Annotated in this window: 14 protein-coding genes; 10 read left to right on the top strand and 4 right to left on the bottom strand. The window is 72.8% G+C overall.

Going from position 1 to position 13,924, the window contains the following annotated elements:
• Nucleotides 1-169 precede the first annotated feature (169 nt).
• From ACZ4XJ_RS36465 to ACZ4XJ_RS36425, 9 genes are all read left to right on the top strand, one after another.
• Nucleotides 170-460: a heavy-metal-associated domain-containing protein gene (locus ACZ4XJ_RS36465; protein ID WP_388902592.1), complete on the top strand. Its 291-nt coding sequence runs from the start codon at nucleotides 170-172 to the stop codon at nucleotides 458-460.
• 95 nt (nucleotides 461-555) lie between these two features.
• Nucleotides 556-2,826 (top strand): heavy metal translocating P-type ATPase, encoded by a 2,271-nt coding sequence (locus ACZ4XJ_RS36460; protein WP_468498745.1) that lies wholly within the window; start codon nucleotides 556-558, stop codon nucleotides 2,824-2,826.
• A 9-nt stretch (nucleotides 2,827-2,835) separates the two neighbouring features.
• Nucleotides 2,836-3,117 carry a metal-sensitive transcriptional regulator gene (locus tag ACZ4XJ_RS36455; protein ID WP_362876432.1) on the top strand — a complete coding sequence of 94 codons (282 nt, stop codon included), beginning with the start codon at nucleotides 2,836-2,838 and terminating at the stop codon, nucleotides 3,115-3,117.
• A 188-nt stretch (nucleotides 3,118-3,305) separates the two neighbouring features.
• The gene (locus ACZ4XJ_RS36450) at nucleotides 3,306-3,701 is read left to right on the top strand and encodes a BlaI/MecI/CopY family transcriptional regulator (protein WP_362876433.1); all 396 of its coding nucleotides are present in this window, start codon (nucleotides 3,306-3,308) and stop codon (nucleotides 3,699-3,701) included.
• Nucleotides 3,698-4,606 carry a M56 family metallopeptidase gene (locus tag ACZ4XJ_RS36445; RefSeq protein ID WP_468498744.1) on the top strand — a complete coding sequence of 303 codons (909 nt, stop codon included), beginning with the start codon at nucleotides 3,698-3,700 and terminating at the stop codon, nucleotides 4,604-4,606. The genes ACZ4XJ_RS36450 and ACZ4XJ_RS36445 overlap by 4 nt, the downstream gene beginning before the upstream one ends.
• A gap of 155 nt (nucleotides 4,607-4,761) precedes the next feature.
• Nucleotides 4,762-5,253 carry a GNAT family N-acetyltransferase gene (locus ACZ4XJ_RS36440; protein ID WP_362876435.1) on the top strand — a complete coding sequence of 164 codons (492 nt, stop codon included), beginning with the start codon at nucleotides 4,762-4,764 and terminating at the stop codon, nucleotides 5,251-5,253.
• Nucleotides 5,254-5,435: 182 nt separating this feature from the next.
• On the top strand, nucleotides 5,436-6,362 hold the full coding sequence (locus ACZ4XJ_RS36435) for a class I SAM-dependent methyltransferase (protein WP_468498743.1): 927 nt from the start codon (nucleotides 5,436-5,438) through the stop codon (nucleotides 6,360-6,362).
• A gap of 70 nt (nucleotides 6,363-6,432) precedes the next feature.
• Nucleotides 6,433-6,891, top strand: coding sequence for a Fur family transcriptional regulator (locus tag ACZ4XJ_RS36430; RefSeq protein WP_468498762.1), 459 nt, complete (start codon nucleotides 6,433-6,435; stop codon nucleotides 6,889-6,891).
• Nucleotides 6,892-7,126: 235 nt separating this feature from the next.
• On the top strand, nucleotides 7,127-8,179 hold the full coding sequence (locus ACZ4XJ_RS36425; RefSeq protein WP_362876437.1) for a helix-turn-helix transcriptional regulator: 1,053 nt from the start codon (nucleotides 7,127-7,129) through the stop codon (nucleotides 8,177-8,179).
• 512 nt (nucleotides 8,180-8,691) lie between these two features.
• Here the strand turns inward: ACZ4XJ_RS36425 and mshA are convergent.
• Nucleotides 8,692-10,008 (bottom strand): D-inositol-3-phosphate glycosyltransferase, encoded by a 1,317-nt coding sequence (mshA, locus tag ACZ4XJ_RS36420; RefSeq protein WP_468498761.1) that lies wholly within the window; start codon nucleotides 10,006-10,008, stop codon nucleotides 8,692-8,694.
• Nucleotides 10,009-10,260: 252 nt separating this feature from the next.
• Nucleotides 10,261-11,835: a class I tRNA ligase family protein gene (locus ACZ4XJ_RS36415; protein WP_468498742.1), complete on the bottom strand. Its 1,575-nt coding sequence runs from the start codon at nucleotides 11,833-11,835 to the stop codon at nucleotides 10,261-10,263.
• Between the two features lie 328 nt (nucleotides 11,836-12,163).
• Here ACZ4XJ_RS36415 and ACZ4XJ_RS36410 point away from each other — a divergent pair, with 328 nt between their 5' ends.
• Nucleotides 12,164-12,910: a PIG-L deacetylase family protein gene (locus tag ACZ4XJ_RS36410; RefSeq protein ID WP_362876439.1), complete on the top strand. Its 747-nt coding sequence runs from the start codon at nucleotides 12,164-12,166 to the stop codon at nucleotides 12,908-12,910.
• Nucleotides 12,911-13,031: 121 nt separating this feature from the next.
• Here ACZ4XJ_RS36410 and ACZ4XJ_RS36405 read toward each other — a convergent pair whose 3' ends face one another.
• Nucleotides 13,032-13,715, bottom strand: a complete 684-nt coding sequence (locus ACZ4XJ_RS36405) for a maleylpyruvate isomerase family mycothiol-dependent enzyme (protein ID WP_468498741.1) — start codon at nucleotides 13,713-13,715, stop codon at nucleotides 13,032-13,034.
• Nucleotides 13,716-13,720: 5 nt separating this feature from the next.
• Nucleotides 13,721-13,924, bottom strand: a 204-nt coding sequence (locus ACZ4XJ_RS36400; protein ID WP_468498740.1) for an adenosylhomocysteinase, incomplete at its 5' end; no start/stop codon positions are given.

Genomic DNA, 13,924 nt, shown 5'->3' with positions numbered 1-13,924 from the left:
CGTAAGGCCGCGTCCAGCGGTTTCATGAGCTCACCATACCCCTGGGGGGTACCAAGTCAAGCTGCGGAATCCCTTGCGGCGGAATACCACCGGGGGGTATACCTGAAGGCAGACCGGATACCCCCGCAGGGTATCCGGGCCGGTACTTGAACCGATCAAGGAGAAATCCATGTCTTCCTGCTGCTCCCCCGACGGCAGCTGCGGCACGAACGCCGGAGCGACCACCACCGCCACGGCCCTCGCCGACCGCACCGCGACCGTCTACCGCGTGTCCGGCATGACCTGCGGACACTGCAGGACCGCCATCACCACGTCGGTCGGCGCGCTCGACGGGGTCCTGTCCGTGGACGTGGACGTCGACGGGGGCCTGGTCACGGTCACGACGGCGGGCGACCCGGACGACACCGCCGTCGCCGCCGCGATCGACGACGCCGGCTACGAGCTGACCGGGCGCGCCTGACGCTCCGGCCCCACCCCGAACCACTTGGCCGCCGGGATCCGGTCCGTCCACCGGGCCCCGGCCCCCACCCCGCGCTCGAACGAGGAGCAGCCCTCATGACCACCATCACTCCCGGCGCCGCCCAGGTCGAGCTCGCCATCGGCGGCATGACCTGCGCCTCGTGCGCGGCCCGCATCGAGAAGAAGCTCAACCGCATGGACGGCGTCGAGGCGACCGTCAACTACTCCACCGAGAAGGCCAAGGTCACCTTCGACGCCGACATCTCCGTCGCGGACCTGATCGCCACCGTCGAGGCCACCGGCTACACCGCGCAGGAGCCGACCCCGCCCCGCGCGGACGCCGGCTCCGATTCCCCCGCCGGTTCCGGCGAGGACGACGACGGCTCCGAGGAACTGCGCCCGCTGCGGCAGCGGTTGATCACCTCCGTCGTCCTGGCCGTGCCCGTCATCGCGATGGCCATGGTCCCGGCGCTCCAGATCGACTACTGGCAGTGGCTGTCCCTGACGCTGGCCGCGCCCGTCGTCACGTACGCCGCCTGGCCCTTCCACCGGGCCGCGTGGACCAACGCCAAGCACGGCGCGGCCACCATGGACACGCTGATCTCGGTGGGCACCACGGCCGCGTTCCTGTGGTCGCTGTGGGCCCTGTTCTTCGGCACGGCCGGCACCCCCGGCATGACCCACGCCTTCGAGTTCACCATCGCCCGCACCGACGGCGCCGGGAACATCTACCTGGAGGCGGCGGCCGGAGTCACCGCCTTCATCCTGGCCGGCCGCTACTTCGAGGCCCGCTCCAAGCGCAAGGCCGGCGCCGCCCTGAAGGCGCTGCTGGAACTGGGCGCCAAGGAGGTCACCGTGTTGCGCGGGGGCCGCGAGGTCACCGTGCCCACCTCCGACCTCCAGGTCGGGGACCGCTTCCTGGTCCGGCCCGGCGAGAAGATCGCCACCGACGGCACCGTCGTCGAGGGTTCCTCCGCCGTGGACGCCTCCATGCTCACCGGCGAGTCCGTTCCGGTCGAGGTGTCCGTGGGGGACTCCGTCACCGGAGCCACCCTCAACGCGGGCGGCCGACTGGTCGTGGAGGCCACCCGGATCGGCTCCGACACCCAACTGGCCCGGATGGCGCGGCTCGTGGAGGACGCCCAGAACGGCAAGGCCGCAGCACAGCGCCTCGCCGACAAGATCTCCGCCGTCTTCGTACCGATCGTCATCGCTCTCGCGCTCGCCACCCTCGGCTTCTGGCTGGGCACCGGCTCGGGCCTCGCGGCGGCCTTCACCGCCGCGGTCGCCGTACTGATCATCGCCTGCCCGTGCGCCCTGGGCCTGGCCACCCCGACCGCCCTCATGGTCGGCACCGGCCGCGGCGCGCAGCTCGGCATCCTGATCAAGGGCCCCGAGGTGCTGGAGACCACCCGCAAGGTCGACACCATCGTCCTGGACAAGACCGGCACCGTCACCACCGGCCGGATGACCCTGCTCAAGGTGCACACCGCCGAGGGCGTCGCCGAGAGCGACGTCCTGCGCCTGGCGGGTGCGTTGGAGCACGCCTCCGAGCACCCGATCGCCCAGGCCGTCGCGGCCGGTGCGAGCGCCCGGGTCGGTAAGCTGCCCACCCCCGAGGACTTCGCCAACGTCCCCGGGCTCGGCGTGCAGGGCGTCGTCGACGGGCACGCGGTCCTCGTCGGCCGCGAGAAGCTGCTCGCCGAGTGGGCGATGGCGCTGCCCGCGCACCTGGAGCGGGCCAAGGCCGAGGCGGAGGCCGCCGGCCGTACCGCGATCGCCGTGGCCTGGGACGGCGAGGCGCGTGCCGTGCTGGAGGTCGCCGACGCCGTCAAGGACACCAGCGCGGAGGCGATCCGGCGGCTGCGCGCCCTCGGTCTCACCCCGATCCTGCTGACCGGCGACAACAAGGCCGTCGCGGAGTCCGTCGCGGCCGAGGTCGGCATCGACGAGGTGATCGCCGAGGTCATGCCGCAGGACAAGGTCGACGTCGTCAAGCGGCTGCAGGCCGAGGGGCGCAGCGTCGCCATGGTGGGCGACGGCGTCAACGACGCGGCCGCGCTCGCCCAGGCCGATCTGGGTCTGGCCATGGGCACCGGTACCGACGCCGCGATCGAGGCCGGTGACCTGACTCTGGTGCGGGGCGACCTGCGGGCGGCGGCCGACGCCATCCGGCTCGCCCGCAAGACCCTCGGCACCATCCGCTCGAACCTGTTCTGGGCGTTCGCGTACAACGTGGGCGCGCTGCCGCTCGCCGCGGCGGGACTGCTCAACCCGATGATCGCCGGGGCGGCCATGGCCTTCTCCTCGGTCTTCGTCGTCGGCAACAGCCTGCGTCTGCGCGGCTTCCGGGCCGCCGCCAACTGAGGAACGCCCGTGGCCGGTTACGGAGAACAGAAGGAAGACGTCATCAGACGTCTGCGGCGGATCGAGGGCCAGATCCGCGGCGTACAGCGGATGGTCGACGAGGACGCCTACTGCATCGACGTACTGACCCAGGTGTCCGCGGTCAACGCGGCGCTGCGGGCCTGCGCCGTGACCCTGCTGGACGAGCACCTCGGCAAGTGTGTCGTCGAGGCCGCCGCCCGGGGCGGGGACAGCGCGCGGGTGAAGGTGAGCGAGGCCACGGAGGCCATCGCCCGTCTCGTCCGCGCGTAGGCCCCTCCGGGCCCGCGCTCCACCTGATGACCGAGCAGCCCGGTCGGCGACATCCGCCGACCGGGCTGCTCGGCGTGCGCGCGGTGGGGTCCGTCCCCTCCCCCGGTACCGGCCGGCGGCCGGCGTACGGGCCGGTGCGGGGGCGGGCCGTAGCATGAGCCGCTCGCGAGCGGGAGGGGCCGAGAGGGATGCGCGTACGCCGGCTGGGAGAGCTGGAGGCCGAGATCATGGACCGGGTGTGGCAGTGGGAACGTCCCGCCTCGGTCCGCGAGATCGTCGACGACATAAACCGGGGCCGCAAGGTCGCCTACACCACCGTGATGACCGTGGCCGACATCCTGTACCGCAAGGGTTGGTTGAGCCGTGAGAAGTCCGGCCGGGCCTGGATGTACGAGGCCGTGCGCAGCCGGGAGGAGTACACGGCCGCGCTCATGCAGGACGCCCTCGGCGACAGTCAGGACCGCAGGGCCACCCTGCTGCGGTTCGTGGAGCGGATGTCCCACGAGGACGTGGCGGCCCTGGACGAGGCCCTGCGCGCCGCCCACCCCGACCGCCCCGCCGGCCCGACCGGAGGCACCCGGTGAACCACCACGTCCTCCCGCCCCTCGGACTCGCCCTGATCACGGGCCTGCTGATCCCCTGGATGCTGCTGCGCGCCCGCTGGGCCCAGCAGGTGCCACGGCTGGGCCTGGCCGTGTGGATCATGTCCGGTTCCATCTTCGCGCTCGCCACGGCGATGCTGCCCGCCCAACTCCTGTTGCCGGCGGAGACCAGCCACCGGCTCATCGACTCCGCCCTGACCCTGAGCCCGCCCTCCGCCCAACGGCTGGCGGACGGGACGGCGCGCGAGTTCCTCGCCGCCACCGCGGCGCTCGCGGTCCTGGCACTGCCCGGCACCGGCTTCGTACGGGAACTCGTGCGGGCCCGCCGGGCCCGCGGCAGGCACGCCGAACTGCTGCGGTTGGTCGGCCGGTACGACGCCGAGCTGGGGGTGACCGTACTGGACGACGCGCGCCCGGCGGTGTACTGCCTGCCGGGGCGCTCGCGCCGGGTCGTGATCTCCTCGGGGGCGGTGGACGTCCTGACGGACCGGGAGTTGGCCGCCGCGCTCGCCCACGAACGGGCCCACATCGCGGGCCGGCACCACCTGTTGCTCGCGGCGGCGGGGGCGTACTCGACCGTCTTCCGCCGGCTGCCCCTGGCCCGGATCGGCGGGCAGGCGGTGCCGTTGCTGCTGGAGATGGCCGCCGACGACCGCGCGCTGCGCGGCTGTTCGCGGGACGCGCTGGCCAGGGCGCTCTACGCGTTGGCGGCCGGGCACGCGCCCCGCCGGGCGTTCGCGGCGGGCGGCCCGTCGGCGGCGGTGCGGATGCGCCGCATCCTGACGCCGCACCGGGCGGGGCACGCGGTCCTGCGCGGGCTGCTCGCGGTGACGGCCGCGATGTCGGTCATCGTTCCCACGGTCGTCGCCTGTTGTTGGACCTCGTGAAAGCGGCCCCGTCCGCCGCTTCCACCCGCGTTCTCCCCAACCCGGCTATTTACTAAGCCAATTCGTAGATTTCCCCTTGCCCCCGACCACTCGAATTGCCCGCTATTCTGGGCGCGTGCGGGCTCAGGACCCGTGCGGCGAGAGGGGCGGAGCGAATGCTGCTGGCTGATGTGCGGACGGCAGCGCCCGGTGACGCGACGGCGATATCCCGGCTCCTCGCCGAGGCGATTCGCGAGGACTACGGCAGCGCCCTCGGTGAAATCCGGGTGGGTCGGCTGGTGTCGGACCATTGCGCCCTGCCCCGCATAAGAGCGGAAATTGGAATTCCGGGCGGGGCGCCCGGCTGGCTCGGTTGGCTGGTCGCGGCCGGTCCGGACGGCGCCGTCCTGGGAGCCGTCTCGGGCGGTGTGCCCGTCGCCTCCGAGGGCGAGGTCTACGCCCTGTGCACGACTCCGACCCGGCGCCGCGAAGGAGTCGGTACGGCCCTGCTGGCTGCGGCCACCGAGCGGATGCGGGCGCACGGGGCGTTGTCCCAGCGGATCGGACTCCCGGTCGAGGAGGCCCCGGCCCTGCCGTTCTTCACCCACCACGGCTTCACCGCGCTCACCCCGCTCCGGCTCGGCCGCCCGCTCCGCCGATTGGCCTGAACCAGCGCCTCTCCCCGCTCCCGGCCTGCGTGGCAGATCCACGCCATCGCGTGTTCACGCAGCCCGCCGCTCTGGCCCCGACCCTGCGTCGCAGGACAGGATTTCACCAGCGGCGGAGCGTTCCCGGCGGCACGGGACCACCGCCCTCGGACGGTCGGACCGAGCGAGCCCCTGGAGGAGCGATGCACACACCGAGCGGCACTTTCCTGCCCGTCATGCCGGTCGCGCCGACCGCGCCCGCAGCGGGCGCGGGAGCCTTGGCGCCCGCCCCGGCCCCGCCGGCCGCTCACCCGGCCGCCCCGTACCCGGCCGGCGGCGCCGTACCGGCCCCCGCGGACTTCCTGCCCGGCCTGGAATCGGTCTCCCCCGCCACCGAGGACGCCGTCTGGCTGCACGACGCGCTGCTGGGCCCGCACAGCGCGGACATCGTCCGCTACCTGAGCCTCGCCCGGCGCTGCGGCGGCCCGGTCCTGGACCTGGGCTGCGGCTCCGGCCGGCTGGCCGTCCCGTTCGCCCGTCAGGGCTTCTCCGTCGAGGCGATCGACCGGGACGCCGACGGCCTGGAGCGGCTGCGGGCCTGGGGCCGGCGGATCGGGCCCCAGGTCGCGCGCCGTCTGGTCACGACCCGCGCCGAGCTGGCTGAGCTGCGACTGCGGCGCACGTACCGGCTGGCCCTGCTGGCCGGCGCGATGATCGCCGCGGTGCCGCCGCACGCCCGGCCCGGGCTGCTGCGCGAGATCGCGGCGCACCTGGAACCCGGCGGGATGCTCGCCCTGGACTTCACCGCGCACCGCCCGCGGGGGCTGGCCGAGGAGCCGGTGCGGACCTGGGCGTTCCCCGTCCCGCGCTTCGACGGCGTCGAGGAGTGGGCCGTGGCCCGTCAGGCCTTCGACCTGGACGACATGAGCGAAGGCATCGCCTACCACTGCGTGCGCACCGGCAAGTTGAGCACCGAGCGGGTCGTCCGGACCACCCGGAAGTGGATCGTGGACCCGCGGCGTCTCGAAGCGGACCTGCGCGCGGCGGGGCTCCGGGTGGAGCACCGCGGGCACCACCGCATCGACGAGCGGACCGACAGCGTCCTCCTGGTCTGCCGGGCCCGCGCCTGACCGCCCCCGCTCACCCCCTCCCCCAGGGCGGGCAAGAGGTACGATGCCCCCAAAGGTTTGGGTGGACCAGATGACGGAGGGTGGCGCGGCGATGGCTGTCGTGGAGGAGTCGACCGGTCGCGAGGCGGTGATCCAGCGCCTGCGCGACGTGGGGCTGCGCGTCACCGGCCCGCGCCTCGAAGTGCTCCAGGTGCTGGCCGCGGGCGGGCACTTGGACGTCGAGTCCATCACGGCCACCGCCCGCGAACGGCTGGGCACCCTGACCAGCCAGGCCGTCTACGAGATGCTGCGGCACTTCCTGGAGACCGGGCTGGCGACGAAGTTCGACCGCCCGGGGCTGCCGGCCGTCTTCGAGGTCTCCGGCCCGTCGCACCAGCACGCGCTCTGCCTGCGGTGCGGGCGCGTGGAGAACGTCCGCGTCGAGGTCCCCAAGCCCACGGGCGGCGAACTGCGCACGTGGCGGATGGACGACGCGGAGGTCACCTTCAAGGGGCTGTGCCCCGACTGCCTCGGCGCGTCACAGGACTGACACCGGCGAGGATCCACTTCCTCCCCTTCTCCCCCTCCCCGCACGGGAGTTGCGCCCCCACGCACCCCATCGGGCCGCCCCGGACCACTCCGTCCCGGCAGGTCCGGGGCGCCGGCGCGCACCCCGAGCAGGTCATGTGACGCCGGTCACATCCCCTTCCGCGGAGCGGGGGCTCCCTCGCGGGCATGTGCCAAAGTGTGACTGTCGATTCGTAAGATGAGGGGGTCGCTTCGCTATGGCAACGGGCGATGGCAGGGACGGCGTCCAGTCGGCCGACAGGGTGCTGGCCCTCTATCAGCAGCTGCGCCTGCGCGGGGTGTCCAACCTCAACGAGGTCTTCGCGGAGCTCGGGCTGACCCCCGAGGAACGGGAACGATGGCGCACGGAGCTGATCACGCTCGGCCTCATCGTGCCGACGGGCACCACCCACGCCACTCGCGCCGACCTCCAGTCGGGAGCCTGGCAGCCGGGTCCGGACGCGGTCGCCGTGATCGACCCGGAGATCGCCCTGTTGCGGATGCTGCAACGCGAACGCGAGCGGTTGCGCGAACACCTGGACGAGTCCGACCGCACGTACAGCGCCCTGGAGACGCTGGTCGGAAAGTTCCTGCGCCCGGGATCGCTGAGCGGTTCCGAGGTCGAGGTCGAGATCATCGACGACTACGGGCGGATCCAGCAGGTGCTGGAGGACATCACGGACGTCATCCGGCACGACCTGGCGTCGATGCACGTGACGGCCCTGGTCCGGGAGGTCGCGGACCGGGTGCTCAGCCGCGACCGCCGGCAGATCGACAACGGGGTGCGCATCCGCGCCCTCTACCACCAGCGGATCACCACCTCGCCGGAGGCGGTGGAGATGCTGCGCCGCAGAGTCGAGGCGGGTGTCGAGATCCGGCTCTCGCCCGCGGCGCCGATGAACATGATCATCGCCGACCAGCAGTTCGCCGTACTGCCCGTGCACCCCGACGACCGGTCGGCCGGCGCGATCCTCGCCCGCGGGCCGGCGCTGGTCCGCTCCTACCTGGCGCTGTACGAGCACTGTTGGCACGCGGCCACGCCGTACGGGGACGACGTCGCGCCGGAGCTCGGCGGCGACGGGCTGTCCGAGCAGCAGCGGGCGGCGCTCAAGATGCTCGCCTCGGGAATGAAGGACGAGAAGGTCGCCCGGAACCTGGGGGTTTCCCTGCGGACGGTGAGCCGCATGCTGTCCGAGTTGATGCAGGAAATGGGGGCGTCGAGCCGTTTCGAGGCCGGAGTGCGGGCACAGCGGCTCGGATGGCTGGATTGATTCACCACCCATCGACCGCACGGGCCGCTTCCGGGAACACCGCCTGAAATACCGCCGCAACACTCCGGTCGGGCCCCGACGAAAAGCCCCGCGGCCACCGGGGGCGATTGCGGGGCCCGTCCCGGACGCGTCCCGGGACCCGTCCGGGGGGTCAGTCCCAGCCGTTGCCGTTCGAACGGGCCGCCGGCCGGGCGGCGGCGGTACAGGCCCGACGGGCGGGGGTGGCGTGGCGGGCGTTCGCGAGCGGGGCGGTGGTGTGCGCTGCCGACATGATTCCTCCAGGAATGCGAAAGGTCCATTGCGTCCTCGCGGTTCCGTGCCGTCGGAATTCCTTCGAAGACCTCTCCATTGTCGTATGCCGACCCCGGTCGGACCAGTTTTCTGTAGCGCACCTGAGGCGGATCTGGAGTCCTTGCACGGGAATCCGTAAAGGGCATGCGCAAGTGACGCCCCGCCCCATTCCCCTAATTCCGGGAGAGGTTCACGGAGACGTTACACTTGCGCACTCCTGGTCAACTCAAAAGAGCTGCTAGTGTGGAATTCCGGCCTTCTCGACCCTCCAGGAGAGAGGCGTCGGCGAGGCAGGAGCGTGCCGTCGCTCCTGCCTCATTCATCGCCGGTCCCGACCGTTCGGCGCGCAGTACGTCCTGGTAGACGTCCAGGGTCCGGGCGGCTGCGGTCTGCCAGCTCATGGTTCGGGCGTGTCTCGTCGCCGCTCTTCCCATGACGACGCGTGCCTGCGGGTGTTCGGCGAACCAGCGCAGCCACCGGGCGTACTCGACCGGGTCGTTGCCGTGGACCAGCATGCCCGTCAGCCCGTCCCGCACGGCGGTCGGCAGTCCGCCGACGGCCGAGGCCAGTACGGGAGTTCCGCACGCCTGCGCCTCCAGGGCGACCAGGCCGAAGGACTCGCTGCGCGAGGGGACCAGGAGGACGTCCGCCGCCCGGTACCACTGCGCCAGCTCCGCCGGCGGCACCGGCGGGTGATGGCGCAGTACGTCGGCCACCCCCAACTCCCGCGCCAGTTCCCAGGCGTCGCCGCGCGGGCCGGCACCCGAATTGCCGCCCACCACGGGGACGATGGTCCGCCGGCGCAGTTCGGGCGCCTGCCGCAGCAGTTCGGCGACGGCGCGCACCATCACGTCCGGCCCCTTGAGGGGTTGGATGCGGCCCGCGTACAGGGGCACGAACGCGTCGGCCGGCAGGCCGAGCGCGGCCCGCGCCGCCGCCCGCCCCCGGCCGGGGACGAACGTGCGCAGGTCGACGCCGGGCCGGACGATCTCCGTCCGGGCCGACTCCGCTCCGTACAGTTCCCGCAACGCCTTCGCCTCGTCGGCGCTGTTGGCGATGAGGCGGTCGGCGGAACCGATCACTTGGCGTTCGCCGCGGATCCGCGACGCGGGCTCGGGGGTGTCGCCGTCCGCGAGCGCGGCGTTCTTCACGCGGGCCAGGGTGTGGGCGGTGTGCACCAGCGGCACCCGCCAGCCGACGGCGGCGATCCGGCCGGCCTGGCCGGAGAGCCAGTAGTGGGAGTGGACCAGGTCGTAGCGCCGTTCCTCCTTGAGGAGCGCCAGCGAGAACGGCACCACCAGAGCGGGCATGTCCTCCTTGGGCAGCGCGGCCCGCGGACCGGCCTCCAGGTGACGCAGCCGTACGCCGGGCCCGAGGTCGGCCCAGCGTGGCATGGCCTCGCCCCGACAGCGGGTGAACAGGTCGACTTCGAGGCCGAGTTCGGCGAGGGCGCGGGAGAGCTGGACCATGTAGACGTTCATGCCGCCCGCGTCCCCGGTGCCGGGCTGGTGCAGCGGCGAGGTGTGGACGCTGAGCATGGCGACGCGCAGGGACACGTGGAGCTCCTACGGGCAGGGGCCTCGTGCGCCCCGTACCACCGTGTGACCGGCGCGGGTTCACGCGGCGAAGAAGGGATTTCTGTCGTCGTGCGGTGGTGCCGAATTGCCGTGGCGCTGTCGTGTCGTGGCGTCCGTATCGCCGTGCGCCGTCGTGCCGTACTGCCGACGTGCCGTACTGCCGTCGTGCCGTACTGCCGTCGTGCCGTTCGCGGCCGGGGTTCCCCGGCCCGGTCAGAAGCCGAACACCGGCCCCGAGGGAGGGGCCAGCCTGGTGCCCGCCGCGGGTGGGACGAGGACGGCGGCGGACACCGGGCCGCCCGCCTCCACGCCGAGCGCGGCGGCCAGCCGGTCCGTGCCCTCTGGCATCACCGGCCGCGCCCAGGCGCCGAGGGCGCGGGCCACGGCCAGTTGGGCCGCGAGTACGGGCAGGTGCCGGCGTCCCGCGGTGGGGCGGTGGGCCTCGTGCGCGTTGACGTGACCGAAGTCGGAGACCGACCGGACCATCTCGTCGAGCAGGGCCATCGCCCTGCGGGGGTCGAACGCCTCGGGCGAGTACGCCTCGCGCAGGTCCTCCACCCCGCGCAGCAGCCGGCGCTCCAGCACCTCCCAACCGGCGCCGCCGGGCAGCGCCGGCGGAACCAGGCCGGCGCACTCCTCCCTTACGGCGACGAACAGGCGCGCCAACCAGCTGTTCCAGCTCTCGTCCAACTCCCGCCGGGCGGACGCCAGTCGGTCGGTGTGGAAGGCGGTGCGGGCGGCCACGGGACGGGCCTGCAGGACGTGCCGGCGCAAGGTGTCCGAGCCGTACTCGGTGATCAGGTCCAGCGCCCAGGCCTTCTCCCCCGACCCCCAGGACAGCGCCTGGTCGTCGATGACGTACGCCTCGTTCACGCAGAAGCGCTGCGGCAGCTCGACCCCCTGGACGAACAGCAGGACGGGCAGCAGGACCGCGTGACAGAAGGCGTGGCCGAAGCCGCAGAAGTGGATGGCCCGCTCGGGCATGGGACGGTCGCCGTGACCGAAGAGGTGCATCGCGGCGGCCTCGAAGCAGCCGTCGATGCGCTGCTCGGGGAAACCGTCGACCGGCACCGGCAGTCCCCACCCGGCGGGGTGGGACACGGCGACGTCGGGCAGGCCGTCCTCGGCGAGCGACTCGCACAGCGCGGCCAGCCGCGGTGGCAGGCCGGTGGCGGCCCAGTAGTCGGCGAGGGCCTCGCGGTGCGGTTCCAGCGGGATGTACAGGCGGCGGCAACGTCGGGGGGTGGCCGGGGACCCGCATTGGACGCACTGCGGCTCCAACAGGTCGCCGCCGTCATTGGGGCGGGCGCACTCGTGGCACATGCCGCCGTCGCTGGGCTCCGAGCAGTGCGGGCAGGACCCGGTCACGTGCGCTCCGTGGAGCCAGCGCCCGCACGGTTCGCAGTACGGCGTCAGGCGGGTGCGGGCGGCGATGACGCCCTCCGCGTGGAGCCGCCGGAACAGGTCCGCCAGCCAGCGTCCGTAGCCCTTGTCCTGGCGGGGGCGCACGATGTGGTCGAACTCGACGCCCGAGCGCAGCCAGTCGGCCGTGATCGCCTCCCGGTAGCCCTCGGCGACCTCCTCCGGCTTGCGGCCGGCGCGGAGCGCGCGGACGTGGACGGAACTGGTGTGGTCGGCGGTACCGGTGGTGAACAGGACGGGTTCGCCCTCGGCCCGCAGGTACCGGGACAGCACATCCGCAGCGACGTACGGTCCTGCGAGATGGCCGACGTGAAGTTCGCCGTGGGTGGCCGGCGGGGTCGCGGTGATCCATACGGGGGTGCTCATGGGACCTCCTTGACGCTGTGGTGCGAAGTACGCAGCGAGACTCGGAACGGAAGGGGGGCGGCCCGCCCCGCTCCGCACGCCGCGGGAGGACCCGGGGAGAGCGGGGTGCCCGGACAAAGCGTGACAGAGAAACGAACCAAGCGGTCTGATTTTGGGTTGCGCGTTCACGCCATGCGTGGAAACGCCAGGCGGCCCGGGCCCGCCCACGCCGGGCCGGCCGAGGGCCCGACGGGTCGTCCGGGCTGCGCGATGGCGTAGAGATGTCATGTCGCGAGTACGCCAGAGGACCCGCCTTGCGGCCCACGTCCCCGCCCAACACGCTGATCGCATGGAACACTTCGCGACCGATCGCACAGACCTCAGCGCGCCGGAATCCCTGCTGGTCGTGGCCGCGCACCCGGACGACATCGAGTTCTGCGTCAGCGGGACGGTCATGCGGTGGATCGCACAGGGCGCCACCCGGGTGACGTACTGCATCGTCACCGACGGCGGCGCCGGCGGATACGACGAGCAGCTGCCGCGCCAGGCCATGGGCGATCTCCGGCGCGCCGAGCAGGTCCACTCGGCCAAGCGCAGCGGCGTCGACGACGTGCGCTTCCTCGGCTACCCCGACAGCTACGTCGAATCGAACTTGGAGCTGCGCCGCGACCTGTGCCGGGTGATCCGACAGGTCCGCCCCCAACGCGCCGTGATACCGAGCCCGGAGATCAACTGGGGCCGCATCGCCGACCTGCACCCCGACCACCGGGCGGTCGGTGACGCCGCGCTGCGGGCCATCTACCCCGAGGCCCGCAACCCGTTCGCGCACCCGTCCCTCCTCAAGGAGGAGGGCCTGGAGCCGTGGATCGTGCCCGAGCTGTGGCTGATGACGGGCCCCACGCCGAACCGGTACGTCGACGTCACGCCCGTCTTCGACCGCAAGGTGGAGGCCCTGCGCATCCACACCTCGCAAACCGCCCACTTCGACGACCTGTCCGGCCTGCTGCGCAGCTGGCTCGGCGACCACGCACGGGCGGCCGGACTGCCCTCGGGCCGGATGGCGGAGGCCTTCCAGGTCGTGCGGATCGACTGCTGATTGATCGACTGCTGATCGTATGGACCGACCCCGGAAACCGGCCGGGCCGGACCCCGCTCGTGCCCGAGGGCGGAGCGGGGCCCGGCCCGGCCGGTGCGCGTCGTCGGTCACGGGTCACGGGTCACCGGTAGATGAGCAGTTCCGCCTCCACCGCACCCTCCAACGCGTAGCGCGTCCCGACCAGCGGACGGCCGGAGTAGAGCCGGATCAGCGTCGCCGCATCGCCCTTGAACCTGGCCGGAGGACGGCCGGGCACGGTACTGCCGAGGTCCAGCGGTGCCCCGTGGCCGTCGATGTCGGCCAGCAGCCGCGGGGTGTCCCGCTTCCGGCTGGTGGTGCGGAGCAGGGGCAGGGCGAGCGCGAGGCTCCCTCCGCCGTACGCCCCGGGCGCCCCGAACGCCTCGCGGACGTCGCCCGCGTGGATCCACTCCCCCAGTGCCACCGCGTCCAGCGTGCCGTCGCCCGCGGCGATGGCCGCTCCGGCCTCCGTGAGCCCGCGTTCCAACTCGTCGATGATCCGGGGCACGGGCCAGTCCGCCCGCTCCGCCACATCGGCGGCGTTCGCGGCGGGCAGGAAGACCCCCTCCTCCAGCCTGCCCTCCACGATCCGTACGAGGGCCGCCGCGCAGTGGGCGAGGACGTCCCGCGCCGTCCAGCCGGGACAGGCCGTCCGCAGCCCGTACGAGGCTTCGGGCGTGCGGCGCAACAGCGGCAGCAGCGCGTCCCGTTCGGTGCGCAGCAACAGGTCCGGGAGCCAGGGGTCGCGCACTTCGCGTACGTCGCGTTCGTCGCCAACGGTCTCCACGGCGGTCAGTAGCGGTAGTGGTCGGGCTTGTACGGGCCGTCGACGGGGACGCCGATGTAGGCGGCCTGTTCGGGGCGCAGGGTGGTGAGGTGGACGCCGAGGGCGTCCAGGTGCAGGCGGGCGACCTTCTCGTCGAGGTGTTTGGGCAGCACGTGGACGTCGGTGGGGTATTCGGAGGGCTTGGTGAAGAGTTCGATCTGGGCCAGGGT

This window comes from Streptomyces sp. NPDC029836 (assembly GCF_055574495.1).
Note: the sequence above shows the minus strand (reverse complement) of the source record. Positions and strands in the feature narration are given on the sequence as shown.

Bases quoted from the DNA above. Each gene is read 5' to 3' on its own strand.
- ACZ4XJ_RS36465 (WP_388902592.1), top strand. From the start codon at position 170: ATGTCTTCCTGCTGCTCCCCCGACGGCAGCTGCGGCACGAACGCCGGA.
- ACZ4XJ_RS36460 (WP_468498745.1), top strand. From the start codon at position 556: ATGACCACCATCACTCCCGGCGCCGCCCAGGTCGAGCTCGCCATCGGC.
- ACZ4XJ_RS36450 (WP_362876433.1), top strand. From the start codon at position 3,306: ATGCGCGTACGCCGGCTGGGAGAGCTGGAGGCCGAGATCATGGACCGG.
- ACZ4XJ_RS36440 (WP_362876435.1), top strand. From the start codon at position 4,762: ATGCTGCTGGCTGATGTGCGGACGGCAGCGCCCGGTGACGCGACGGCG.
- ACZ4XJ_RS36435 (WP_468498743.1), top strand. From the start codon at position 5,436: ATGCACACACCGAGCGGCACTTTCCTGCCCGTCATGCCGGTCGCGCCG.
- ACZ4XJ_RS36430 (WP_468498762.1), top strand. From the start codon at position 6,433: ATGACGGAGGGTGGCGCGGCGATGGCTGTCGTGGAGGAGTCGACCGGT.
- ACZ4XJ_RS36425 (WP_362876437.1), top strand. From the start codon at position 7,127: ATGGCAACGGGCGATGGCAGGGACGGCGTCCAGTCGGCCGACAGGGTG.
- mshA (WP_468498761.1), bottom strand. From the start codon at position 10,008: ATGCTCAGCGTCCACACCTCGCCGCTGCACCAGCCCGGCACCGGGGAC.
- ACZ4XJ_RS36415 (WP_468498742.1), bottom strand. From the start codon at position 11,835: ATGAGCACCCCCGTATGGATCACCGCGACCCCGCCGGCCACCCACGGC.
- ACZ4XJ_RS36410 (WP_362876439.1), top strand. From the start codon at position 12,164: ATGGAACACTTCGCGACCGATCGCACAGACCTCAGCGCGCCGGAATCC.